Raw genomic sequence first — 22,824 nt, forward strand, 5'->3', positions numbered from 1 at the left:
GCCCGTCGCGCACGCTGTGAATACTGCGCTGATGTGGTGGATTCCCATGTGGACGTTGGCACTCGCCGCGGCTCTTAAGGGGCTGGCGCGCGATCGGCTTAAGGTGCCTGCTCGTTGGCTCGCTGCGCTCCTGGCGATTGTTGGCCTGATTCCGCTGCTCCCCGCAAGCCGCGCAGAGCCTCCACGAAAGCCTGCGACGCAGATCGTCTATCGCTTCGACGATCACCGGCATCTGGAACTGGAAGGATATGCCTGCGAAGGTGCAATCGATTACGTGGACATCAGACGCGGTATCAGAACCCGCGTCATGCACCAATTCGCTCGAGTCTTTTTGCAGAAATTCAGACATGCGGACGATGATGGCAACTTCATCTTCATCCCCTACGACGATGTATCGGCATTCCGTGTCTCGATAGATAACGGAGCGACGTTCGAGAGCGCGCGCTGGGTAGGTACGCGCCCTTACGCGGAGGAAATTGCTTCGCTCACCGTCGTGAACCAGCAAGCCTTCATCGAAACGAAGGACGGTCACCTGTTCATGACCTCGAAGCCTTTCGGCGAAGGCTAGGGGCGAAATGTTATCGATGTGGTCAACGAGTTGCCTACGACCGTTTTCAAGCGTTTGCCCGAGTTCCAGAACCTTCCCCGCAAAGTTCCTCCGGTGAAGGACTACACCGGCTGGACCGAGATGCGTTGTGATCCCGATCTCGAAGGCGAGCCGCGGGTGACCCCGGGCGTGCGCTGGAACCGCCTGCAAGGCGAAGTGCTCGACCTGCTCGGCCGTACGGTCGCGCTACCGATCACACTGCTCGCGCGGGTGGTGGGCTGAGCGATCAACGGTTCTGGCGACCGAATTTCTCTAGCGCGCAGTGCTTCCGGGCGGACAGGTCTCAGCCTTTTCGAGCGCGCTGCCTGCGAGCACTCCTCGCTTCGCGAGCACGACGACGAATGCCGTCGGCAAGACAATCGCCAGGGCGACGAGCCCCTGTCCGGCGATGACCTGCTGATCAAGCAGATACCCGTTGCACAGGCGCGCGCTCAGGTCCTGGTAGATGAGTCCGATGACGGCCGTCATCCAGGCCCAGTTGCCGACGAAGAATGTCTGGACGACGAGCCCGGCCGGGCGCCATGACAGGCGTAGCGCGCCCCCGGCCGCGAGCAGCGTCGCGATCTTCGCGACTTCCACCGCGGACGACAGCAGGGCCTGATCGAGGGCCCGCGGAATCATCCAGAACGCCGAGACCAGCAGGCAGAGCAGCAGCCCTGCGAGGCCGTGTGCGTTGATAGCAGCGCCACCACCGCGCACGCGTGGCCGCAACGCGGACGCGAATGCGGCGCCGGCGAGGATCAGCAGCGGAAACTGCACGAGCATGTGGCGCGCCATGTCGGCTTCGAGCCAGGGGCGCAGCTCCGGCGCGGTGCTTGTTGCCAGGAGCGCCGCGCCGAGGAGCGCATATTGGAGTGGGCTCATCGTGACGCAATCTCTGCGCGGGCCAGCGCGGAACGCAACGCAATGCGGGCCGCGCCGAGGTCGTCGATGCGGGTGAGTCGACCGTCCGGCCGCAGCGTGTGAATCGCGGCGTTGTGCACGAAGCCGCCCATGCCGTCAGGCACGACGACGATGCCGAAGGCGTCGAGCAGCGGGCGCAAGGCCTGCGTATCGGCCACGCTCGCGAAGCGCCAGACGGAGGCATCGGCATGCATGCGGCTTGCGTGGCGCGACAATGCGTCGGCGTCGTCGGCGGGATCGAAGCTGATGCTGATCAGCCGTACGCGGTCCTGCAGCCCCTGCTTCTGGATTTCCTGCTGCAGTTGCTGGAATTCGGTGCCGAGCACACTGCACACCGACTCGCAGCGAGTGTAGATGAAGTCCACGAGCGCGATGCGGCCGTCCCGCGCGAGATCGCTGCGCAGCGAGTAGGCAGTCGTGCCGGGCGCGGCAAGCATCGCGTCCGGGATCTGCGGCGCATGTTCGCGCACGTCGAGGCGGCGTGCGGCCTCGCTCGTGACGACCCGGAAGCCAGCGCTGACCTCCGAGAAGGCCGCGAGGCCCAGCAGCAGGATCAGCGCGCAGGTGATGGCAGTTCGCATGGCTGGTGGCGCGACAGCCTTATTTCAGCGTGGCGAGTTCGGCGCCGCCGTTCCATGGCGCCTTGCGCTCGGCGGTGCGCTTGCGCTGCTCCGCGACGGATTCCTCCGTGACCGGCGCGCCCTGGTTGCCCCATTGGCTCCGGATGTGGCTCGCGACCGCCGCGATCTCCGAGTCGCCGAGCTTGTCGCCGAAGGCCGGCATCACGCCGTTGTAGGTGTTGCCGGCGACTTCGATGCTGCCGTTGATCCCGTGCAGCAGGATCTGGATCACGACCTGTTCGCCGCCGTTGACCCAGGCCGAACCCGCCAGCGGCGGGAAAACCTGAGGAATGCCCGTGCCCGTCGCCTGATGGCAGGCGGCGCAATTGGCGCCAAAGATCTGGCCGCCGTCCACGGCCTTGGAAGGCATGGCCGCGAGCACCTCCGGGTTGCGGCGGTCTCCGAGGGCGGGACGGGTAGTGGGATGCGCCGTGTAGATGTAGTAGACCGCCCAGATCAGCAGCAGGCCGATCAGGCCCAGCATCAGGCGCGGCACAGGGTTGAAGGATTCATGCGGATCGAGGTTTTCGCGCCGCTGGGGATGGTCGTTGCGGGTCTTGGCTTGCATGTCGGGAACGTGGCTGCGGGTCATTTGGAGGCCGGGCTCGCGTCGGCGAGCGGCGCCAGCGCCGGGAAGGTCCGGTCGAGCGAGAGGAGATAGGCGACGAGGTCCTGCGCCTCCTGGGTGGCGACGACGACCCCGCCGGCCGGAGCGAACTGCGGCGGCAGCGCGACGACCTTGTCGCCCGGCCCGGCCTCGCTCTTGACCTCGAACAGGAAGGGGTAGGCCGGCATGATGCTGCCCGGCGTATAGGCACGCGGCTGGTAGAGGTGGCCGAGCTGCCAGTCCGGGCTCGGTTGGCGCGCGCCGATATTGAGCAGGTCCGGGCCGGTGCGCATCGTGCCGAGCAGATGCGGGCGGTCGTAGTAATAGTCGCCCGCGACCGAGGGCCGGCCCCAGCCACGCTTGTCATCCGGCGCCTGGGAGGGGTCGCGCGGCTGCTGCGAATGGCAGTAGACGCAGCCCTGGCGGATGTACTCCTGCCGTCCGCGCAGCTGCACTTCGGTGTAGGGCTTCAGGCCCGGCGTGGGCGGTTCGTGGCGAAGCTGCAGATAGGGCAGCACGACCAGCGAAGCGGTGGCGATGGCGAGCGTCACCATTGCGCCCGAGATCAGTTTGACGTGGTTTTCCATGGTTCAGGCGGTCCGGGCGAGAGGACGGAGAATGGCGGCGCCGCTGCGCCTGGGCCCGCGGGCCAGCGCCATCAGCAGGAAGTGGGCGGCGAACGCGAGGTGGCCGAGCGTCATCAACGCACCGCCGATCGAGCGGCCTTCCAGCCAGGGCAGCGTGACGCGCACGGACTCCATGAACGGCTTGCTGGCGTCGAGCATCGCGAAGCCCTGCAGCAGTCCGGCCGTCGTGAGCGACACGAAGTAGATCGCGAAACCGATCGCAACCAGCCAGAAGTGCACGGCGATGAGCTTCGGATAAGGCCATTCGCGCGACACGATGCGCGGCATCGCAAAGTAGATCGCGCCGAACATCACCAGCGTCACGAAGCCGTACAGGCCGAGGTGAGCGTGCGCGACGGTGAAATGCGTGAAGTGGGTGACGGTGTTGACGCTGCGCAGCGCTTCGAACGAGCCCTGGATCGAGCTCAGCGTGTACATCATGCCGCCCAGCACGACGAAGCGCAGTGTCGGCGAATGCTTCAGCGCCGCGAAGTGCCCACGCATCGTCAAGTGCTGGTTCAGCGAGAACGCGACGACGGGCACGATCATCATGATGCTCTGCACGATCGACAGCGTGACCAGCCACTCCGGCACGGGACCGCCGACGAGATGGTGACCGCCGACCTGGCCGTAGAAGAACGCGAGGCACCAGAAACCGATCAGCGACAAGTTGTAGGACTGGATCGGCCGGCCGATGACCTTGGGCAAGAAGTAATAGACGGCGGCGAGCGACAGCGGCGTATAGAAGAGCCCCAGCACGTTGTGGCCGAACCACCAGTTCATCGTTGCCTGCTCAACGCCGAAGTGCAGATTGGGCAGTTTCGCGACGATGTAGAGGACGGGGAACCAGAAGAGCGCCGCCCCCATGTACCAGACCGACACGTAGAGGTGCTCGACCTTGCGCCGGCGCAGCGTGAACACCAGCGGCAGGCCGATCATCGCCCCGCCTACCGCGAACAGCACGCCGACCTGCCCCGGGATTTCCAGCCACTCCATGCCGTCGTTGATGCCGACCGCGATACAGCCGATGCCGATCGCGAGACCGATGTTCCAAAGAACGGCGCCGCATACGGCAAAGCGAGCGCCTTCGAGTCGAGTCTTCAGCAGGCGCGGCATCATCCACAACGCGACGCCGAGCGCTGCCATCGGTGCCCATCCGTAGGCAACCGCGTTCAGATGGATCGTGCGGATGCGTCCGAAGCTGAGCCAGGCGTATTGCGTCAGCCAGTCGGGCTCATGAAGCTTGATCGAACTGGTCAGGCCCGCGAGCGAAGCGACCAGCAGCCAGAAGACCGCGAAACCGAGCAGCACGAAGGCCGGGCGGGCCGACGAGGCATCGGCGGCGAGCCGTGCCTGCAGTTCGTCCGCGTCCGGTTCGCCGTGCGAAGCCGTCATCGTCCGCTGCAGCTCGCGTTGCCCAACTCCCGTCGCGGCCGGCTCCTCGACCCGCCCGATCTCGCCGGGTGAAAAGATGACCTTGGCCCCGGCAGCATCCGGGTCGAGAAGTCCCCTGCGCAGGGACCAGATGAAAAAGAACAAGCCTGTGACGGCAATGATGAACGACGAAAGCAACAGCAACGGGATGTCCATGACGAACAGTCACCTCTGTGGGGTCGAAATATTTTTGAGAATTATGTTTGTGCCAATATATGTTATTGGCTCGCCCCGTCAAAAGCAATATTTTTGATTCATCTTATGGACAAACCGCTCGCTCATCCAGCTGATCGCCGGCGCGACCTCCTGCCCTTAGGTCACCTGTACCGTCAGGCCGGGATCGAAGCGGGCGTTTTCGGCAACGCCCTTCAGTACGTAACCGCGCGGGTTCGCGAGCACGCGCGTGGCGCCGACCCGATAATCGAAGCTGTCGTGGGTATGGCCGTGTATCCACAGCGCGGCACCGCTGGTCGCGACGAGGGCCTCGAGGTCGGAGATGAAGCAGGCATTGAGGGGAGAACCAGCGAAGCGTTCAGCGATGCTGCCGCGAGCCGGCGCGAAATGAGTCACCACAACCGTGACCCCGTCGAACGGATCCGAGAGTCGAGCCTCCAGCCAGCGGACATGATGCTCGAACAGCGCCGCACAGTGCGCGGGTGTGAAGACCTCCTTCTGGGCCTCGTCAATAGCGATACGGCTGAAGTCGCGGCTGAAACGGACGGCTTCGTCCATGGACCGTTCTCGCGGCGCACCATCTCCCATCAGACGGAAGTCCGTCCACAGCGTCGCACCCAGGATGCGCACATCGTCGATGCGCTTTTCTTCGCAGTCGAGCACCGTTACGGTGGTATCGCGAGACAGCTCTTGCAGCAGGCGGTTCGTCGCGGGGACGCTGGAGCCATAATACTCATGGTTCCCCGCCACATAGATCGCGGGCCGCTTCAACGCGGATGCCCACTCGATCGCTTCGCGCGGACGGTGGATGTCTCCGGCCAGGATCAACAGGTCCGCGCCTGTCTCAGGAACCTCGCACGGCGCCAGCCCGAGATGAATGTCGGATACGATCTGTAGTTTCATTGCGGCTTCCTGTTCCTCAATGTTCGTGGCGATTAGAGTGTCGATCAGGGGAAAAGGTAACAGTCGCGCCGGTTGGTGCCTACACATAGCAGCTTGGCGACGCAACGGAGGCCACATGGAGCAATGGTTCGCTGCAAATCTGGGCGATGCGATGTTCGCCGGGGAGGCACTCGAACACGTGAGCGCACTCTTCGCGGCGCAGGAGCGCAATGCAACGACGGCCGTGCTGATGCGACACGAAAACATCGGGCGCCTGCACTGCGAACTCGTGCTGTACTTTCCGCCCGAACTGGCAGACCTTGCCGCGAGCGTCGGAGCTGAGCCCTGTGGACGGCCGGCGTTGGACGGTCTGGGCGTCGCGGCGGGGTCCCCGCGGCGTCTCGAGGAGCTGGCGCGCGAGGAGTGACCTGATCTCCCGCAGCCCAATATCTCTCACCTTCAAATCGTGCCGCATTCGCCCCTGGCGGCGGGCACAAAGGCCTTCACGGCCTGGGACCGGCATGGTGAGTGTTTTTGTGCTTGGATGCGGGTCAGACACGCCCTGCGTCGTGCCAAGCCCCAGGGATGGAGGCTTCAGCGGCGGAGAGTTTCGCCGGCGCGTCCTGGAGGAACAAAGGCGTTACGATACTACCCTCCCCCAACGCCGAGAGCCCGATGCAAATCGACCCTTCCCGCCATTCGGCAGCCGATAACTACAAGCTTCTCACCAACGTCGTGGTGCCCAGGCCCATCGCCTGGGTCACGAGCGTGAACGCAGCCGGCACCGTCAACCTGGCCCCGTTCAGCTTCTTCAACGCCGTCGCCTCCAACCCTCCGTATGTGATGATCAGCGTCGGCAGCAACGACGCGGGCCAGCTCAAGGACACCGCCGTCAACATCGAGGCGACCGGGGAATTCGTCGTGAACATGGTCACGGAGGACCTGTTCGCCGCGATGAACATTTCCGCCGCGGATTTCCCGCCCGACCAAAGCGAACTCGCCGCCGCTGGGCTCACGGCGGCGCCGTCGGTCCACATCCAGGTGCCCAGGGTCGCCGAAGCCCAGGTGAGCCTCGAATGCCGCTTGCATAGCACCATCCCCCTCGGCACCAACAAGGTGTACGTTGGCGAAGTCGTGATGTTCCACCTGGCCGATCACCTCGTCGGGCCGCGGCTTCATATCGAAGGCTTCGCTCCGCTCGGTCGCCTCGGGTCGCCCTCGGTCTATTGCCGCAGCACCGATCGCTTCAACGCGCCGCGTATCTCCTATGCGCAGTGGCGCGAACAGAACGACCAAACCGCAGTTCCCGCGGAAAATTCCTAAAAAAAAAGATATCCCGGGGTGCCGCAGCCGCGACGCTCCTCCCCCAATCCCTGAATTTCCCTTAAATGCAGACCCCCACCCTGCGCCGACTCTTCGGCCAACCCCGCTTCGTCAAATTCTGGATTTCCCGCTTCGTCGGCACGATTGCCAACCAGATGCTCATGGTGGCCGTCGGATGGCAGATGTACGACCTCACGGGCAGTGCCTGGGATCTGGGCCTGGTCGGCCTCTTCCAGTTCGTGCCGGCCTTCCTCCTGACGCTGCCGGCAGGCCACGTCGCGGATCGTCTCCGGCGCAATCGGATCTTTACCACCTGCATGCTGCTCCAGGCCGCAGTCGCGCTCCTGCTGCTGGCTGCGACGACGCAGGGTTTTGCGAGCCGCGAGCTGATCCTGGGCGTTTCGGTCGTGCTAGGGGTCGCCCGCGCGTTTCAGAGTCCCGCCCAGCAGGCGCTTATTCCGCTGTTGGTCGCGCCCGAACTCCTCAGCCAGGCCATCGCGTTGGCCGCGAGCGGCATGCAGACCGCAGTCATCGCCGGCCCGGCCCTCGGTGGCGCGCTCTACGTTGCCGGCGCTGCGCATGTGTACGCCGCAAGCATGGCGCTCCTGACGGTGGCCGGCGCGCTGATGGCAGGGGTCCGTTACGAGCATCAGCCGGCAGCCGGTGCAATCACGCTGGAATCGGCCTTCGCCGGCGTCACCTTCCTCTGGCGGAACAAGCCGCTTCTCGGCGCGATCTCGCTCGACCTCTTCGCGGTGCTGCTGGGCGGCGCGACGGCCCTGCTGCCGATATTCGCGCGAGACATCCTGCACACCGGGCCCGAGGGCCTCGGCCTGCTGCGGGCCGCTCCCGCCGTGGGGGCGCTGGCCGTCTCGCTGGTGCTGCTGCGCTGGCCGGTGCGCCGCCGTTCCGGACCGCTGTTGCTCGTCTCCGTAGCCGTGTTCGGTCTGGCGACGGTAGTGTTCGGTCTCTCGAGCCATTTCGGCCTTTCGCTGCTGGCGCTGGCCGTCACCGGTGCGGCCGACAACATCAGCGTCGTCATCCGCCAATCCCTCGTGCAGCTGGACACCCCGGACGAGATCCGCGGCCGCGTCTCCGCGGTCAATTCGATCTTCATCGGCGCGTCGAACCAGCTCGGCGAATTCGAGTCCGGCGCGACCGCGGCATGGTTCGGGCCGGTCGCCTCGGTGGTCGTGGGCGGCGTCGGCACCTTGCTAGTCGCCGCAGCCTGGATACGGCTCTTCCCGGGCCTCGCCCGGCGCGATCAGTTGGTGCGGGAGCCGGTCAGCGCCTGACGGCCGAAGTGCGTCGGGCTTTGCTAAAGTTTGCAGCAGAGTGCTTCGACTTCGCGCTAATGTTTCGGCGAAGACCAAAACCGCTCGGCCGTATTCATGACGATCCTGACCCGCGAAAACCTCCTGGCAAGCAGCTTCCGCCGCAACTCCGACCTGCCTTCGGATTTTTGGTGGAGCGACGCCGAACTCGACCGTTCGCTCGAAATTGCGTGGCGTGCGCGACCCGAGGGCGCGATCTGGGTTTTCGCTTACGGCTCGCTGATCTGGAACCCGCTCTTCGCCTTCGAAGAGCGGCAGGCGGCATCCCTTGACGGCTGGCATCGGAGTTTCTGCCTACGCTCGGTCTCCCACCGTGGCAGCCCCGACCGCCCCGGCCGAGTGCTCGCACTGGAGCCCGGCGGACAGGTGCAGGGCGTGGCGCTACGCCTGCACGACGATCAGATCGCCGCCGAATTACGCCTGCTCTGGATGCGGGAGATGGCGAGCGGTGATTACCATCCGCTCTGGGCGCCGGTCATCCTCGAAGACGGGCGCGAGGTCAGAGCGATGACCTTCACCATCAATCCCGAACGGCCGCTCTACGACCCCGACACGACGGTCGAAACAGTCGCGCAGATCGCAGCGGAGGCGACCGGGATATTCGGAACCAACGCCGACTACGTCCTTGCGCTCGACCGCGCACTGGCCGAGCACGGACTCCAGGATGCTTACGTCGACGCGATCGCCTGCGAGCTCAGGCGCGTGACGCGCGACAAATTGTCCTGTCCTGCGTAACGCGCATCGTTTCCGCATCCCGCCCCTTCAGCCTGGCGCCCGAGCGGAGAGTTCCGACAACATATTGACGTTTACGTCAACGTGAATCAAAATCGATGAAAGGGAAGGCCCGCATGAGACGGACAACCCCGGCACCGACGAGAGATCAAAGACAATGACCGACCTTCAAACCCCCGGCATCCTTTCCCACGACCATTGGATAGAACATCCTCTGGGACGAATCTTCGCCCGCTCGTGGACACCGTCGAACGCGACAGCGGCTTCCCGATCCGACACGCCCATCGTGCTCTTCCACGACTCGCTGGGCTGCGTCGAGCTGTGGCGCGACTTTCCGGCAAACCTCAGCGCGGCCACCGGACGACGGGCTATCGCTTACGACCGCCTCGGGTTCGGCAAATCCGACGCTCGCACTGGCCGCCCGGCGCTGGACTTCGTCGCCGAGGAGGCCACGGCCTACTTCCCCATCGTGCGCGAGCAGCTTGGCTTCCAGCGATTCATCGCCTTAGGGCACAGCGTCGGCGGCGGCATGGCGATCCATTGCGCCGCGGCCTTCACCGCGGATTGCGAAGCGCTGATCACCGAGTCGGCGCAGGTCTTCCCCGAAGACCGGACGCTTGAAAGCATCGCGGTGGCGAAAGAGCAGTTCAAGGACGAGACGCAAATCGGGCGGCTCGCGAAGTATCACGGCGACAAGGCCCGGTGGGTGCTCGAAGCCTGGACCGAAAGCTGGCTTCATCCGGACTTCGCGTCGTGGTCGCTGGCCCCCGTGCTGCCGAGCGTGAGCTGTCCGGTACTGGCCCTCCAAGGGATTCATGACGAATACGGCTCGACGTGCCATCCCGAGATGATCGGGCAACTTTCCGCCGGCCCGTCGCAGGTTGAGATCCTCCCGGACACCTATCACGTGCCGCACCGTGAAAACCCGGGGACCGTCCTCAACCTGGTGTCGGAGTTCCTCGACTCGCTCCGCTGACCGAAGCCTGGCGCAGCGCGAGGACATACGGCACGGCGTTTGTCATGACGCCGAAAGTTTCGGAATGCTACCATCCCGTCATACGCCAACTGTGGCGCGCGTCAGGTGGCGGCGTCGGCAATTTTCGGGGGAGTGATGGCAGAAGCGACTTACGACCTGGTGTTCCAGGGGGACATTCTTGCGGGCTTCACGCGCGAAGAGGTCATGCAGCGTTTCCGCGAGGTGTTCCGCCTGCCGGTGGAGGACGTCGAAAGGATCTTCGGCCATCCGCGCGTCGTGCTCAAGCGCAATCTCGACCAGACGGTGGCCCACGATTACCGGCAGCGGCTCGCCGGTATCGGTATGGCGGTGAGCCTGAATTCGGTGTCGGCGCCGCCGGCAGTTGCGGTGCCCCCTGCACCGACCGCGGCAACTCAGACCACCCCTCAATTGCGGATCGAGGAACCGGCCGACGAGACGACGGACGAGTCGGTGAACGAGAGGGCGAACACGCTGGCGAACCCTGAGGCCGGCGCGCAACCTGTCTCCGCCCCGCGCGCCACGGGTCTCGAATCCGCCCCCGCCGCTCCGCGCGCTCCCTTCGTCGCAACGCCCGTGACCGCCGCCGAGCCGCGTGAGCTCGACTTCGAATTCACGGGCAACGGCTTCGAGTTCTTCCGCATCTGGATCGTCAACCTGGTCCTCGGCATCGTCACCCTGGGCATCTATTCCGCCTGGGCCAAGGTGCGCACGCTACGCTATTTCTATGGCAACACGCGCTGCGACGGCACCAGCTTCGAATACCTCGCCGATCCCGTGAAGATCCTCAAGGGGCGCCTGATCGGTTTTGCCCTGCTGGCGACCTACTCGCTCGCGAACAAGTTCGCGCCGCCCATCGGGGCGCTGCTGATGCTGGGCTTCCTCGGCATCTTCCCGTGGGTCATGGTGCGCGGGCTGGCTTTCCGGAACCAGAATGCCGCGTGGCGCGGCGTGCGTTTCGGCTTCGACGGCAGTCTCGGCGACGCCTACAAGGTCTTCCTGATGTGGCCGTTCCTCGGCGTACTCAGTCTCGGCCTCCTGATGCCCTACGCGATGCACCGCCAACAGCAGTTCGTCATCGGCAATAGCCGCTACGGCGTCGAACCCTTCGAGTTCCACGCGGGCCCCGGCCCGTTCTACCGGATCGCGCTGGCCTTGATCGGCACCGCGATCGGCGGCTTTCTGCTGTCCATGCTCTTTGCCAAGGTCTTCCCGCCGCTCATGCCGCTGGCGATGGTCGCGACCTATCCGGTGATCTTCGCGGTTTCCAACGTGATGTACACCAACCTGCGCTACAACCACACCACCCTCGGCACGATCGCGCTCCAGGCGAACTACCGTTTCGGCTCCTACGTGATGCTGATGGTCACCAACACGCTCGCCATCGGCCTCACTGCTGGTCTCTTCTACCCCTGGGCCAAGGTGCGGACTGCACGCTACGCCGCTCAGCACATCGGCTTGGTCGCCGACAGCGATCTGGGCGAGTTCGCGGCCGCACAGCGCGAGCAGGTGTCGGCGGTCGGCGGCGAGATCGGCGACCTGTTCGACGTGGACCTGGGCATCTGATGCGACTCGAAGGCCGTTTCTTCGATGGCAAGAGCTCGCGCAGCCACCGCGCGAGCCTCCTTATCGAAGACGGTCACGCACGGGTGGCAGCGCAGTCCGGCGGGGATTTGCTGGCGTCGATCGCACTCGAACGCGTCGACTTTTCGTCCCGTGTCGGCAACACGCCGCGCTTCCTGCGCTTTCCCGACGGCGCGAGCTTCGAAACGGAGGACAACGACGCGGTCGACCAGCTTGCCGCGCAGCGCTTGTCTGCAGGCGGACTGATCCATCTGCTCGAATCGAAGCTGCGCTATGTCCTCCTCGGCCTGGCGCTCACGGTCGCCTTCGTCTGGGGCAGCGTGCAATTGGGCGTGCCGGCGCTCGCCAAGATCGCGGCCTTTGCGCTGCCCGCCGAGGTCAACCGCCACGCGGACCGCATGGTGCTGGAGATCCTCGACCGCCACGCCTTCAAGGCCAGCCGCCTGCCCGAAGAGGAACAGCAGCGCCTGCTCATCGCCTTCGCCCCGCTGCTGAAAGAGGTGCCGCAAGACCCGCCAGTGCGTGTCCTGTTCCGCGACGCCGCCGACACCATCGGCGCGAACGCCCTGGCCTTGCCGGCGGGAACCATCGTCGTGACGGACCAGCTCGTGCATCTGGCGCAGCACGACGAAGAAATCGTCGCCGTGCTGGCTCACGAAATCGGTCACATCCGCTACCGTCACGCGATGCGCGGCTCGATCCAGGCCTCCTTCATGGGGCTCATCGCCACGTTGGTGGTCGGGGACGTTTCATCCGTGTCTTCGGCCGTCACCGCGCTTCCGCTGATGCTCACCGAACTCGGCTACTCGCGGGACTTCGAACGCGAAGCCGACCGGCACGCCGTCGACGTGCTGCACCGTCTGGGCATCGGCCCGCAACGTTTTGCCGACATCCTGCAACGGCTCGACCGGTCGAAGGACGAAAAGGCGGGGTATCTGTCGACGCACCCGTCGACGCCGGAACGCGTGCAGGCGATTCTTTCCGGTTCCGGCGCCACGAAACCGTAAGGCGAACGCCTATCCGTTCTTTGCGCAGTACATGCGCGCATCGGCGTGGCCCAGCAGCGCTTCCGGGTCGTGGCCGTCCTCGGGGAACAAGCTGATGCCGATACTGACCGAGACCGTCGCGATTTCGGAACCGAGCCGGTACGGCTCGCACAGGATGCGATGGATCTTGTTGACGAGCGCTCTGACGTGATGTTCCTGCGCCGGCCCTTCGACGATGACGACGAATTCGTCGCCACCCAGCCGGGCGATCGTGTCTTCCTCCCGCACCGTGTCGCTCAGGCGCCTCGCCACTTCCACCAGCAAGGCGTCGCCCGCCGCGTGTCCCATCGTGTCGTTGATCTCCTTGAATCGATCGAGATCGAGGAACAACAGCGCAAAGCGCTCCTGTCTGCGCTGGGCGCGGGCGATGGCCTGTTCCAGACGGTTTTGCAGCAAGCCGCGGTTGGGCAGCCCTGTGAGCGCGTCGTGGTCGGCGGCATAAGCCAGCTGCTCCGCCTCCAGTAGTGATTCGGTGACGTCGCGCAGGATCGAGACCGCTCCGACGACCCTGCGATGGCGGCCGTAAAGCGGCGTCGCCAACTCTTCAATGATGCGCTTGTCCCCGCCGTTGAGATACATCACCGTCTGCTTCGTGATCTGACGCGCAGCATGCACGGTGTCTTCCATGGCGGTGGTGGTGCGTTCGTGCAGATGACGGTCGAAGCTCTCGAACACGGCACTCGCCGGGCGGCCCAAGGCTCTGTAAGAAGGCCAGCCACAGATCTTTTCCGCGACGGGATTCAGGTATTCGATGCAGCCCCTGGCGTCGATCAGCGCCACGCCCTCGCCGATCGAGCCCAGCACCGCCTGCAGCCGATCCTTTTCCAGCAATAGCGCCTGCTCGGCCTGGTCACGCCGCTTGATCTCATCTTCCAGGTCGCGCTTGTCGAAGCGCAACGTCAAGGACGCACGCACCGAACGATTAAAGTTCAATGCGGAAACGAGCATCGCGATCAGGAATATCGCGGTCATCAAGGCCATCGCCATGTGCAGCGTCGTGCCGAGCATCAGGTAGTGGACCACCAGCGGCAGCAGCGTCGGGAACAGAAAGGCGAGGCAGGCCTCCATCCTGAAGGCCAGCACGGTAATGCTGCCCGCCGACATGCCGGCGAGCACGAAGGCGACGAACACCTCGTGAGCCACCGAGGGACTGGGCACCATGACGAAAGAGGCTGCGCCCCAGACACTGCCGGCGATTGCGGTACCGACCACATAGGCGGCATTCCATCGTGGCGCGGTGCCGGGATCGGAGCGGGCTCGGGCGCGGCACGCCACGATCAGCGCGCGCAAGGCGGTCGCCGACACCAATGCGCAGTACCAGCCAAGCAAGGGAATCAGCGCAACGTGGGATATCTGAACCAGCGCAAGGATGGCCCCATTTACAAGCGTGACCGAATAGGCCAAGGGCGCGTTCTTGTAGAGCAGCCCCACCTGCTCGGCAAACACTTGGGCGCTGTGCCTGCTTTCAACTGCGGCGTATTCCATGGACGTTCCGCGTCACCGCGCGCTCCTGGTCGCAGTTCGCAATAACCGGCCCTGTCACGCGTCTGCCGGAGAAACCATGACCGACGCGTGACAGCAGAATCCCGGCTCAATAGTCCAATTTAGGTCATGTCTTGTCGAAAGTTGTTTCAGCAGCGAAAACAGTCACGTTGTTTGACATTGTGTCCTTGAAGATTAGCCGGCGAGCCCCACTTCCTGGCGACTGCGCGTGCAGGTGTCGATGATCGAGTAGATCACGGCCTTGATCGGGTCGATCAGGTCGGGGATATGGCTTACACCCATGCCGCCCAGGCCGTCGGAAAACTCCTCGGGCATGTCCTTGTCGCCGATCCACGGATAGCCGACACGCACCAGCGGCAGCCCCAGCTTGCAGATCGCCGCGGCATCCGTCTGGCCGGAGAGTTTGGGGGCACCTGGATAGCGCTCGCCACCGTGGGTTTCGCTCCACGCGCGCTCCGAGCTCTGCACGATCCAGTTCGACGGATCGGTGCGGGAGCCCGGCACGGCCGCGATCATCGCCCATTCCGCGTCGATCTCCGGGTGACGGGCCATAATTCCGCGCATCGCTGCGCCAAACTCGGCCTCCACCGATGCGGTGCTCTGCTGCGGATTGGTCCGCATGTCGAGGTAGATCTCGGTCGCGGCGGCCGGGAAGGCCGGGCGCTCCGGCCAGCCGGCGCGCACGCTCGCGATCCAGCCTTCCGGGGCGATCTGGTCGGAGGTGTGGCGGCGGGTGTATTCGGGTAGCCATTGCTCCAGTTCGAGGATCAGCCGCGCGGCCGGGACGATCGAGCTGCGGAAGCCGGGCGTGCCGCGCGGGATACCCGAGTAGCCGAGCGTGCCCTTGACCGTGACCTTGAACCAGCACATGCCCGGGTGCTCGTAATACACCTCATTCCACGGCTTGAGGATGATGCCGAAGTCGGCCGTTACGCCGTTCATCATCATGTGCGTGACGCCGCTCGACAGCCCGTAGTGGCCGCGCTCCGGCACCACGACCGGCATTCCGCCGCCGGCGAAGGCGAGGATCAGGTCGCCTTTCAGCGGGATGCCGGCTTCGCACACCGCATTGACCGCCTCCGTGAGCGCCGCGACCATGCCTTTCGGGTTGGACGCGCCGAGGCCGATCACCGTTTCGCCGCGCGCCTGGGCCTGCGGCTTCATGTCGTCGCGCAGCTCGGGACCAACCCACGGCAGGTCGTGTTCCGGATCGGCTTCGATGTGGGTGTCGATCGGCGCGTAGAGCATCAGTGCGGGGCCGCTGCCGTCTCCATGCAGCCGGCCGACCGCGTTGCCGGTCTGCGGATTGACCGGCTGGTAGGCGGCCTTCAGGCCCATGCGCTGCATGTGCGCGGCCATGAATTCGCTCGCGGCGCGCTCGGCGCCGGTCGGGCTGTGGATGTCCACGAGCTGCATGTTGAGCTGCTTGATGCGGGCCGGGTTGATCCGCGCGCAGGCCGCTTCGTACCACGCGCGCTGCTGCGCGTCGAGTTCCTTGTGCTGGGTTGCCATGCTTCCTCCTTTGGGTGCAAGAAAGGCCTTCGCTCAGGCGACGAAGGTCCACTTGGCCGAGCGCTCGGCCATCCACCACGCGATTTCGATGAGCCGGTCGTCGTCCCTGTGTGCCCCCACCACCTGCGCGCCGAGCGGCAACTGCTGATCGCCCAGCCCGATCGGGTAGGTGATGCAGGGAACGTGCAGATGCGTCCAGATCCGACTGAAGACCGGATCGCCCGTCGCGTATAGGCCGGCCGGCGCCTCGCCGACCGAGGACGGCACCAGCAGCACGTCGACCGGCCGCATGAGGTCTGCCAGTTGCGCGCGGCAACGGAGGGCGAGGGCATGCGCCGCGGCGACCGCCGATTCGCTGCACGCCCTGCCCCGTTCGAGCAAATCCCGCAGTTCGGGACTCAGCAACGCGCCCGGCTCCCGCCATTCGCGCTCGAGATGGCGCGCGCCTTCGGCCATGAAGATCAGCGTCTGAGCGTCGATCAGCGCCTTGAAATCCGCCGGCAGTTCAATCTTGGCGAGTTCCGCGCCCGCACTCGCCAGACGCTCGACAGTGCGCTCGTAGGCCTGCTGCATGTCCGCGTCGCCCTTCGGCCACATCGGGGTGCGGCATACGCCGATGCGCGGCACGAACGCGGCCGGCGCGGCGACGGCACGGACCGGACGGCGCGACAGCACCTGCCGCGACAGCGACAAGTCCTCGAAGTCGCGGGCGAACACGCCGAGCGTGTCGAGCGAGGGCGCCAGCGCATGCAGGCCGCCGTAGTCGAAGTCGTCGAAAGTCGGCTTGTAGCCGAGGATGCCGTTGAAGCTCGCCGGCCGGATGATCGAACCGGCCGTCTGCGTGCCGAGCGACAGCGGCGTGTGGAAATCCGCCACCGCCGCGGCCGAGCCGCTCGACGAGCCGCCCGGGGTGTGGGCCGGGTTGTGCGGGTTCGCCGTCTTGCCCGGGTGGTAGGTCGCGAACTCGGCCGTCACCGTCTTGCCGAGGATCACGGCGCCGGCCGCGCGAAGTTGCGCCACCGACCGCGCGTCTCGCCCAGGCCGATGTCCGGCATAGATCGGCGAGCCGTAGCCGGTCGGCATGTCGGCCGTGTCGATGATGTCCTTCAGCCCGACGGGTACGCCGTGCAAGGGTCCTGCCGGCGCGCGCCGGTCGGCAGCGCGCGCCTGCGCGAGGGCGGCGTCCGGGTCCAAGTGGATCCAGGCGCCCACCACCGGCTCACGCTCGGCGATGCGGGCGAGCAGCGCCTCGGTGTACCGGACCGAAGTGAGTTTTCCGTTTGCGATGCGACGCGCCGCCTCTGACGCGCCAATCCTGATCAGATCGTCCATTGCTTCACTCTCCTGGGATCGCGGCGCTGCGACCCGCGGGCCGCAACACGCCGCCGGCTTATTTGGCGAGGAAGTCCAGGACGACGCGGTCGTGCTCCTCGGGCCGCTCCCATTGGGGCCAGTGCGCCGCATCCTTGACGATGTGGACAGAGGAATTCTTGATGACCTCGTGCATCGCGAACGCCGCTTCGGGACCGGCGATCGGGTTCTTCTCGGTCCACAAGAGCAGCGTCGGGGCCTTGATGCGGGCGAGGTCGTCGAGCGTGTAGAGGAAATGCTCGCATTCGGGCGCGAAGAGACGCTCGTAGTAGCCGGTCAGTGATTCGCGCGTCGCGAGGTCCGACCACAGCTTCACGCGCAGGTCGATCAGCTCTTCGGTGACGCCGCCCAAGGGCATCAGCCATTCGAGACGCTTGCGGATCAGCTCGCGGCTCGGGTTGCGCAGCGCATTGAGCGAGGTCTCGCGCAGCGCGCTCAGGTCCTCCGCCTTGTCGCTGCCGAGGTTCATCCCCCAGGCGGTGTTCAGGATCAGCTTCTCGACGCGGTCGGGATGGTGGATGCCGAGGTCCATCACGATCCAGCCGCCCAGCGATTCGCCCTCGAAGCTCGCCTTCTCGATGCCCAAGTGGTCCATCAAGTCGAGGATCTGGCCGGTGAACTGCTTGAGCCAGTTGCCGGACTGGAAGGCCGGCTTCGACGACATGCCGTGCCAGATGAAATCGGGCGCGATGACGCGGTTGCGAGTCGCCAGGCGCGTCATGTTGCGCGCGTAGGTCTCGGCGTGTCCGCCGCCGCCGTGGAAGGCGAACAGTGCGGGGCCGGAACCGGCCTCGATGCAGCGCGTGCGGTGTTTTCCGGTGTCGTGGAAGCGGGTCTCGGTGCCCAGCAAATCGATGTGGATCGTGCTCATAAAGCCCTCTTTGTCTCTGTCGGTTTTGTATGCGGGACAGCGTCTCGTCGAGGACTTGCCGCCCGCTTCGCGTTGAGTTCGTCTCAAGTCGCGCTTTAAGTTTCCTTCTCGTTAGATTTAAAGTCAATTGACTTTTACATTAACTTCGACGTAAAACAACAACACAAACCAGGAAGACAAACCCGCAACACCCACCACAGAGAGAGACCACGCATGCGACAGGAAGACATCGAAAGACTCGGCGACGGGCTGTACGCCGCGCTGACCACGAAGGAGGTGCTGGCGCCGCTCACCGACAGCCATCCCGACATGAGCATCGAAGACGCCTACCGCATCCAGCAGCGCATGCTCGCGCGACGGATCGACGCGGGCAGCCGGGTCGTCGGCAAGAAGATCGGAGTGACCAGCAAGGCCGTGATGAACATGCTCAACGTGCACCAGCCCGACTTCGGCTGGCTGCTCGACAGCATGGTGTATGGCGAAGGCGAGGCGATCCCGATGACGAGCCTCATCCAGCCGAAGGCCGAGGGCGAGATCGCCTTCGTGCTGAAGCGCGACCTCAAGGGGCCGGGCGTTACCGCCGCCGACGTGTTGGCCGCGACCGAAGGCGTGATGGCCTGCTTCGAGATCGTCGACAGCCGCATCCGCGACTGGAAGATCAAGATCCAGGACACCGTCGCCGACAACGCGTCCTGCGGCGCGCTCGTCCTCGGCTCGCGTCTGGTCGATCCGCGAAGCCTCGATCTCGTGACCTGCGGCATGGTGCTGGAGAAGAACGGCGAGGTCGCGGTGACCGGCGCCGGCGCCGCGACGATGGCCTCCCCGGTCAATGCCGTCGTGTGGCTCGCGAACACGCTGGGCCGCCTCGATATCCCGCTCAAGGCCGGCGAAATCATCCTGTCCGGCGCGCTCGGGGCGATGGTCCCGGTGCAGGCCGGCGACAACCTCCGCCTGACGATCGCCGGCATCGGCGGCTGCTCCGTGCGCTTCGCGTAAATCGCCCCGCCCCCCAAGAGAGAAGGAATTCATCATGAAGAAAATCAAATGCGCCCTGATCGGCCCCGGCAACATCGGTACCGATCTGCTGGCGAAACTGTTGCGCAGCCCGGTGCTGGAGCCGGTGTGGATGGTCGGCATCGATCCCGCGTCCGACGGCCTGGTGCGCGCGCGAGAGATGGGTCTGAAGACCACCGCAGACGGCGTCGACGGCTTGCTGCCGCACGTCAAGGCCGACGGCGTCCAGATCGCGTTCGACGCGACGAGTGCCTACGTGCATGCCGAGAACAGCCGCAAGTTGAACGAGTTGGGCGTGCTGATGATCGACCTTACGCCCGCGGCGATCGGCCCCTACTGCGTGCCGCCGGTAAACCTCAAGGCGCACCTTGGGCGCGGCGAGATGAACGTGAATATGGTCACCTGCGGTGGCCAGGCGACGATCCCGATGGTCGCAGCGGTCTCGCGCGTGCAGCCGGTCGCCTATGGCGAGATCGTCGCCACCGTCTCCAGCCGCTCGGTGGGCCCCGGCACCCGCAAAAACATCGATGAGTTCACGCGCACCACGGCCGGCGCCGTCGAAAAAGTCGGCGGCGCGAAGCAGGGCAAGGCGATCATCATCATCAACCCGGCCGAGCCGCCCTTGATCATGCGCGACACCGTGCACTGCCTGACCGAATCCGAACCGGACCAGGCGGCGATCACCGCGTCGATCCACGCGATGATCGAGGAAGTCCAGCAATACGTGCCGGGCTACCGGCTCGTCAATGGCCCGGTCTTCGACGGCAAACGGGTGTCGGTCTTCCTCGAGGTTGAAGGCCTCGGCGACTACCTGCCGAAGTACGCCGGCAACCTCGACATCATGACGGCCGCCGCCGCCCGCACGGCCGAGATGTTCGCCGAGGAGCTCCTCAAGGGTGAGCTCGTGCTCAAAACCCTCGCCCCCCAATCCCAATCGCCCGTCACCGCCTGAAGGAGAACGCCATGGATCTGCGCGGCAAAAAAATCACCGTCCACGACATGACGCTCCGCGACGGTATGCACCCGAAGCGCCACCTGATGACGCTCGAACAGATGAAGACCATCGCCTGCGGGCTCGATGCGGCAGGCGTGCCCCTGATCGAAGTCACGCACGGCGACGGCCTCGGGGGGAGCTCCGTGAACTACGGCTTTCCCGCCCACACCGACGAGGAATATCTCTCCGCCGTAATCCCGCTGATGCAGCGCGCGAAAGTCTCGGCGCTGCTCTTGCCCGGCATCGGCACGGTCGATCACCTGAAGATGGCCCACGAGTTGGGCGTGTCGACGATCCGGGTGGCAACCCACTGCACCGAGGCGGATGTCTCCGAGCAGCACATCGCGATGGCGCGGAAACTCGGCCTCGACACCGTCGGCTTCCTGATGATGGCGCACATGAACAGCCCCGAGGGCTTGGTAACGCAGGCAAAGCTGATGGAGTCCTACGGCGCGAACTGCATCTATGTCACCGATTCGGCGGGGCACCTGCTCCCGGACACGGTGAAGGCGCGCATCACCGCCGTGCGCGAGGCCTTGAAGCCCGAAACCGAACTGGGCTTTCACGGTCATCACAACCTCGCGATGGGTGTTGCGAATTCGATCGCCGCAATCGAGGCGGGCGCGACCCGGATCGATGCGGCTGCAGCAGGCTTGGGCGCGGGCGCCGGGAACACGCCGATGGAAGTGCTCGTCGCCGTGTGCGACCTGATGGGGATCGCGACCGGCGTCGATGTCTTCAAGATTCAGGACGTTGCCGAGGATCTCGTCGTGCCGATCATGGACTTCCCGATCCGCATCGACCGCGACGCGCTCACGCTCGGCTACGCGGGCGTCTACGGCTCCTTCCTCCTCTTCGCCAAGCGCGCCGAGAAGAAGTACGGCGTGCCCGCGCGCGAGATCCTCGTCGAGATGGGCCGCCGCGGCATGGTCGGCGGGCAGGAGGACATGATCGAGGACACGGCCATCACGCTCGCGAAGGCCAAGGCGGTCGCCGCATGAACATCGCAGAAACCTTCGACCTGCAGGGCAAGGTCATCGTCGTCACGGGCGGCGGCAGCGGTATGGGCCGCGATGCCTGCCTGGCGCTGGCCCGCGCCGGCGCCCACGTCGTACTCGGCAATCGCAACCGGAACGACGGCGAGGCGGTCGTGCGCGAGATTGCGGCGGCGGGCGGCAGCGCCCGTTTCCTGCCGACCGACGTCTCGCGCGCGGACGACTGCCGGGCACTGGTCGCCTGCGCCCTCGATCACTTCGGTCGCCTCGACGGCGCCTTCAACAACGCGGGCCTGCAAAGGGAGTTCGCCGACATCCATGAGACGCCCGACGAGGACATCTCGCAGGTCATCGACATCAACCTCAAGGGCATGCTCTACATGATGAAGTACGAGGCGGCGGCGATGCTCACGGGCGGCGGCAGCATCGTGAACAACAGCTCCATCTTCGGCCTCAAGGCGATGCCGAGACTTGCCTACTACGTCGCCGCCAAACACGGCATCGTGGGCGCGACCCGCGCCGCCGCGCTCGATTACGCGGACCGCGGCATCCGCGTCAATGCCGTGTGCCCCGGACCGATCAAGACGCCCAGCTACGACCGCGTCACGGGCGGCGACGACGAGATGTACTCGGACGGCGTGCCCATGCACCGCATCGGCGCGCCCGGCGAAGTCAGCGCTGCGGTGCTGTGGCTGCTGTCCGCGCAGTCGTCCTACATCACGGGCGCCGCCCTGCCGGTGGACGGCGGGATGGCGGCCGCCTGACCTGATCCTCGAGGAGACAAAAGCATGAAAAAACGCATCAAGATGATCTTCCCGGTGCCGATGAGCGAGGCCACGCGCCCGCTCGTCGAGTCGCAACTACCTCCGGGCATCCAGCGCCCGGACATCGAGGTCGCCTTCGTCGGCGCGGGCAGCGCGATGACGCTCGCCGACACCTATTACGACATGGCACTGATGGAGCTGTCGGTGATCCAGGCCGGGTTGCAGGCCGAAGAAGAAGGTTTCGACGCCGTCTGCATCAACACGGTCAGCGACTCGGGCCTCGCGGCGCTGCGCTCGCGGCTGTCGATACCGGTGCTCTCGCCCGGGCAGAGCGCCTTCCACCTCGCGGCGATGATGGGCCACAAGTTCAGCATCCTGACGATGTGGGACCGCTGGCTGCCGCTCTACCGCAAGGGCCTGCGCGACTGCGGTCTCGAATCGCGACTGGCGTCGATCCGCTCGATCGATGTCCGCCCCGACACCGAGGCGCTGCTCACGGGCAAGGAGGAAGTCGTCTTCGCGAAGCTCGAAGCCGCAGCACGCGCGGCGATCGACGAGGACGGCGCCGACGTGATCGTGCTCGGCTCGACCACGATGCACCAGTCGCACGCCTGGCTCGCCGAGCGTTTGCCGGTGCCGATCCTCAACCCCGGCGTCGTCGCATACAAGCTGTGCGAGCTTTTCCTCGACTTGGGGATCGCGCACAGCAAGAAGGCGTATCCGGCGCCGGAAACGCTCAAGGACCATGCTTTCGTGTCCTTGGGCCTCCACTGAACCGGAGCTGACTCGTCGAAGAGCGCGAGGGCGGCTGGCGAAGGCCGGCCCTCGCCGGCTCGCGGGCGGAAGCAAATCGGCGGACAATCGCGCTTCCCAACATCTGCGCCGCGCGATAATCCGAACCCGGCATCGGAGCGCCAGTAGGGATTTGCCAGCG

24 protein-coding genes are annotated in these 22,824 nt (G+C 65.5%); 14 read left to right on the plus strand and 10 right to left on the minus strand.

Annotation, left to right across the window (positions count from 1 at the left end; translation table 11 throughout):
• Positions 1 to 16 precede the first annotated feature (16 nt).
• Positions 17 to 568: a T6SS immunity protein Tli3 family protein gene (locus VJ673_RS09605; RefSeq protein ID WP_324125861.1), complete on the plus strand. Its 552-nt coding sequence runs from the start codon at positions 17 to 19 to the stop codon at positions 566 to 568.
• Between the two features lie 30 nt (positions 569 to 598).
• A complete protein-coding gene (locus VJ673_RS09610; RefSeq protein ID WP_324125862.1) occupies positions 599 to 829 on the plus strand; it encodes a hypothetical protein in 231 nt (76 codons plus the stop codon).
• Positions 830 to 859: 30 nt separating this feature from the next.
• On the opposite strand, the gene VJ673_RS09615 is transcribed toward VJ673_RS09610, so the two are convergent.
• The 6 genes from VJ673_RS09615 to VJ673_RS09640 all read right to left on the minus strand — a co-directional run bounded on the left by VJ673_RS09615 (position 860) and on the right by VJ673_RS09640 (position 5,874).
• Complete coding sequence (locus VJ673_RS09615; protein ID WP_324125863.1) at positions 860 to 1,471, minus strand: hypothetical protein; 612 nt, start codon at positions 1,469 to 1,471, stop codon at positions 860 to 862.
• Positions 1,468 to 2,091, minus strand: coding sequence for an SCO family protein (locus tag VJ673_RS09620; protein ID WP_324125864.1), 624 nt, complete (start codon positions 2,089 to 2,091; stop codon positions 1,468 to 1,470). Before VJ673_RS09620 ends, VJ673_RS09615 begins: the two co-directional genes overlap by 4 nt.
• Before the next feature lie 19 nt (positions 2,092 to 2,110).
• Complete coding sequence (locus VJ673_RS09625) at positions 2,111 to 2,722, minus strand: c-type cytochrome (protein ID WP_324125865.1); 612 nt, start codon at positions 2,720 to 2,722, stop codon at positions 2,111 to 2,113.
• The gene (locus VJ673_RS09630) at positions 2,719 to 3,324 is read right to left on the minus strand and encodes a cbb3-type cytochrome c oxidase subunit II (protein ID WP_324125866.1); all 606 of its coding nucleotides are present in this window, start codon (positions 3,322 to 3,324) and stop codon (positions 2,719 to 2,721) included. Before VJ673_RS09630 ends, VJ673_RS09625 begins: the two co-directional genes overlap by 4 nt.
• Positions 3,325 to 3,327: 3 nt before the next feature.
• Positions 3,328 to 4,953 (minus strand): cbb3-type cytochrome c oxidase subunit I, encoded by a 1,626-nt coding sequence (locus tag VJ673_RS09635; protein ID WP_324125867.1) that lies wholly within the window; start codon positions 4,951 to 4,953, stop codon positions 3,328 to 3,330.
• 156 nt (positions 4,954 to 5,109) lie between these two features.
• Positions 5,110 to 5,874 carry a metallophosphoesterase family protein gene (locus VJ673_RS09640; RefSeq protein ID WP_324125868.1) on the minus strand — a complete coding sequence of 255 codons (765 nt, stop codon included), beginning with the start codon at positions 5,872 to 5,874 and terminating at the stop codon, positions 5,110 to 5,112.
• Positions 5,875 to 5,989: 115 nt separating this feature from the next.
• Here VJ673_RS09640 and VJ673_RS09645 point away from each other — a divergent pair, with 115 nt between their 5' ends.
• From VJ673_RS09645 to VJ673_RS09675, 7 genes are all read left to right on the plus strand, one after another.
• On the plus strand, positions 5,990 to 6,280 hold the full coding sequence (locus VJ673_RS09645) for a hypothetical protein (protein WP_324125869.1): 291 nt from the start codon (positions 5,990 to 5,992) through the stop codon (positions 6,278 to 6,280).
• 248 nt (positions 6,281 to 6,528) lie between these two features.
• A complete protein-coding gene (locus VJ673_RS09650; protein ID WP_324125870.1) occupies positions 6,529 to 7,176 on the plus strand; it encodes a flavin reductase family protein in 648 nt (215 codons plus the stop codon).
• 65 nt (positions 7,177 to 7,241) lie between these two features.
• A complete protein-coding gene (locus VJ673_RS09655; RefSeq protein WP_324125871.1) occupies positions 7,242 to 8,471 on the plus strand; it encodes an MFS transporter in 1,230 nt (409 codons plus the stop codon).
• 96 nt (positions 8,472 to 8,567) lie between these two features.
• The gene (locus tag VJ673_RS09660; protein WP_324125872.1) at positions 8,568 to 9,245 is read left to right on the plus strand and encodes a gamma-glutamylcyclotransferase; all 678 of its coding nucleotides are present in this window, start codon (positions 8,568 to 8,570) and stop codon (positions 9,243 to 9,245) included.
• Between the two features lie 154 nt (positions 9,246 to 9,399).
• Positions 9,400 to 10,218 carry an alpha/beta fold hydrolase gene (locus VJ673_RS09665; protein WP_324125873.1) on the plus strand — a complete coding sequence of 273 codons (819 nt, stop codon included), beginning with the start codon at positions 9,400 to 9,402 and terminating at the stop codon, positions 10,216 to 10,218.
• A gap of 135 nt (positions 10,219 to 10,353) precedes the next feature.
• Entirely contained in the window at positions 10,354 to 11,802 is a 1,449-nt protein-coding gene (locus tag VJ673_RS09670) for a YjgN family protein (RefSeq protein ID WP_324125874.1), read from the plus strand.
• Positions 11,802 to 12,827, plus strand: a complete 1,026-nt coding sequence (locus tag VJ673_RS09675) for a M48 family metallopeptidase (RefSeq protein ID WP_324125875.1) — start codon at positions 11,802 to 11,804, stop codon at positions 12,825 to 12,827. Before VJ673_RS09670 ends, VJ673_RS09675 begins: the two co-directional genes overlap by 1 nt.
• Positions 12,828 to 12,836: 9 nt before the next feature.
• Here the strand turns inward: VJ673_RS09675 and VJ673_RS09680 are convergent, their stop codons facing one another.
• The 4 genes from VJ673_RS09680 to VJ673_RS09695 form a co-directional block, all read right to left on the minus strand.
• Positions 12,837 to 14,351, minus strand: coding sequence for a diguanylate cyclase domain-containing protein (locus VJ673_RS09680; protein ID WP_324125876.1), 1,515 nt, complete (start codon positions 14,349 to 14,351; stop codon positions 12,837 to 12,839).
• Positions 14,352 to 14,543: 192 nt separating this feature from the next.
• Positions 14,544 to 15,881 carry a M20 family metallopeptidase gene (locus VJ673_RS09685; RefSeq protein ID WP_324125877.1) on the minus strand — a complete coding sequence of 446 codons (1,338 nt, stop codon included), beginning with the start codon at positions 15,879 to 15,881 and terminating at the stop codon, positions 14,544 to 14,546.
• A 33-nt stretch (positions 15,882 to 15,914) separates the two neighbouring features.
• Complete coding sequence (locus VJ673_RS09690; protein ID WP_324125878.1) at positions 15,915 to 17,213, minus strand: amidase; 1,299 nt, start codon at positions 17,211 to 17,213, stop codon at positions 15,915 to 15,917.
• Between the two features lie 58 nt (positions 17,214 to 17,271).
• Positions 17,272 to 18,123 carry an alpha/beta fold hydrolase gene (locus tag VJ673_RS09695; RefSeq protein WP_324125879.1) on the minus strand — a complete coding sequence of 284 codons (852 nt, stop codon included), beginning with the start codon at positions 18,121 to 18,123 and terminating at the stop codon, positions 17,272 to 17,274.
• Positions 18,124 to 18,336: 213 nt separating this feature from the next.
• Between VJ673_RS09695 and dmpE the strand changes: the two genes are divergently transcribed.
• The 5 genes from dmpE to VJ673_RS09720 are packed head-to-tail and all read left to right on the plus strand — an operon-like array spanning position 18,337 to position 22,664.
• A complete protein-coding gene (dmpE, locus tag VJ673_RS09700) occupies positions 18,337 to 19,119 on the plus strand; it encodes a 2-oxopent-4-enoate hydratase (RefSeq protein ID WP_324125880.1) in 783 nt (260 codons plus the stop codon).
• Between the two features lie 31 nt (positions 19,120 to 19,150).
• Positions 19,151 to 20,089 (plus strand): acetaldehyde dehydrogenase (acetylating), encoded by a 939-nt coding sequence (locus VJ673_RS09705; protein ID WP_324125951.1) that lies wholly within the window; start codon positions 19,151 to 19,153, stop codon positions 20,087 to 20,089.
• Positions 20,090 to 20,100: 11 nt separating this feature from the next.
• Entirely contained in the window at positions 20,101 to 21,132 is a 1,032-nt protein-coding gene (dmpG, locus tag VJ673_RS09710) for a 4-hydroxy-2-oxovalerate aldolase (RefSeq protein ID WP_324125881.1), read from the plus strand.
• Entirely contained in the window at positions 21,129 to 21,890 is a 762-nt protein-coding gene (locus VJ673_RS09715; protein ID WP_324125882.1) for an SDR family NAD(P)-dependent oxidoreductase, read from the plus strand. Before dmpG ends, VJ673_RS09715 begins: the two co-directional genes overlap by 4 nt.
• Before the next feature lie 24 nt (positions 21,891 to 21,914).
• Positions 21,915 to 22,664: an aspartate/glutamate racemase family protein gene (locus tag VJ673_RS09720; RefSeq protein ID WP_324125883.1), complete on the plus strand. Its 750-nt coding sequence runs from the start codon at positions 21,915 to 21,917 to the stop codon at positions 22,662 to 22,664.
• The last annotated feature ends 160 nt before the right edge of the window (positions 22,665 to 22,824 follow it).

This window comes from Aromatoleum sp. (genome assembly GCF_035254505.1).
Lineage (GTDB): Bacteria > Pseudomonadota > Gammaproteobacteria > Burkholderiales > Rhodocyclaceae > Aromatoleum.

Coding starts and splice junctions, on each gene's coding strand:
- VJ673_RS09615 (WP_324125863.1), bottom strand. CDS start 1,471: ATGAGCCCACTCCAATATGCGCTCCTCGGCGCGGCGCTCCTGGCAACA.
- VJ673_RS09620 (WP_324125864.1), bottom strand. CDS start 2,091: ATGCGAACTGCCATCACCTGCGCGCTGATCCTGCTGCTGGGCCTCGCG.
- VJ673_RS09625 (WP_324125865.1), bottom strand. CDS start 2,722: ATGACCCGCAGCCACGTTCCCGACATGCAAGCCAAGACCCGCAACGAC.
- VJ673_RS09630 (WP_324125866.1), bottom strand. CDS start 3,324: ATGGAAAACCACGTCAAACTGATCTCGGGCGCAATGGTGACGCTCGCC.
- VJ673_RS09635 (WP_324125867.1), bottom strand. CDS start 4,953: ATGGACATCCCGTTGCTGTTGCTTTCGTCGTTCATCATTGCCGTCACA.
- VJ673_RS09640 (WP_324125868.1), bottom strand. CDS start 5,874: ATGAAACTACAGATCGTATCCGACATTCATCTCGGGCTGGCGCCGTGC.
- VJ673_RS09645 (WP_324125869.1), top strand. CDS start 5,990: ATGGAGCAATGGTTCGCTGCAAATCTGGGCGATGCGATGTTCGCCGGG.
- VJ673_RS09650 (WP_324125870.1), top strand. CDS start 6,529: ATGCAAATCGACCCTTCCCGCCATTCGGCAGCCGATAACTACAAGCTT.
- VJ673_RS09655 (WP_324125871.1), top strand. CDS start 7,242: ATGCAGACCCCCACCCTGCGCCGACTCTTCGGCCAACCCCGCTTCGTC.
- VJ673_RS09660 (WP_324125872.1), top strand. CDS start 8,568: ATGACGATCCTGACCCGCGAAAACCTCCTGGCAAGCAGCTTCCGCCGC.
- VJ673_RS09665 (WP_324125873.1), top strand. CDS start 9,400: ATGACCGACCTTCAAACCCCCGGCATCCTTTCCCACGACCATTGGATA.
- VJ673_RS09670 (WP_324125874.1), top strand. CDS start 10,354: ATGGCAGAAGCGACTTACGACCTGGTGTTCCAGGGGGACATTCTTGCG.
- VJ673_RS09675 (WP_324125875.1), top strand. CDS start 11,802: ATGCGACTCGAAGGCCGTTTCTTCGATGGCAAGAGCTCGCGCAGCCAC.
- VJ673_RS09680 (WP_324125876.1), bottom strand. CDS start 14,351: ATGGAATACGCCGCAGTTGAAAGCAGGCACAGCGCCCAAGTGTTTGCC.
- VJ673_RS09685 (WP_324125877.1), bottom strand. CDS start 15,881: ATGGCAACCCAGCACAAGGAACTCGACGCGCAGCAGCGCGCGTGGTAC.
- VJ673_RS09690 (WP_324125878.1), bottom strand. CDS start 17,213: ATGGACGATCTGATCAGGATTGGCGCGTCAGAGGCGGCGCGTCGCATC.
- VJ673_RS09695 (WP_324125879.1), bottom strand. CDS start 18,123: ATGAGCACGATCCACATCGATTTGCTGGGCACCGAGACCCGCTTCCAC.
- dmpE (WP_324125880.1), top strand. CDS start 18,337: ATGCGACAGGAAGACATCGAAAGACTCGGCGACGGGCTGTACGCCGCG.
- dmpG (WP_324125881.1), top strand. CDS start 20,101: ATGGATCTGCGCGGCAAAAAAATCACCGTCCACGACATGACGCTCCGC.
- VJ673_RS09715 (WP_324125882.1), top strand. CDS start 21,129: ATGAACATCGCAGAAACCTTCGACCTGCAGGGCAAGGTCATCGTCGTC.
- VJ673_RS09720 (WP_324125883.1), top strand. CDS start 21,915: ATGAAAAAACGCATCAAGATGATCTTCCCGGTGCCGATGAGCGAGGCC.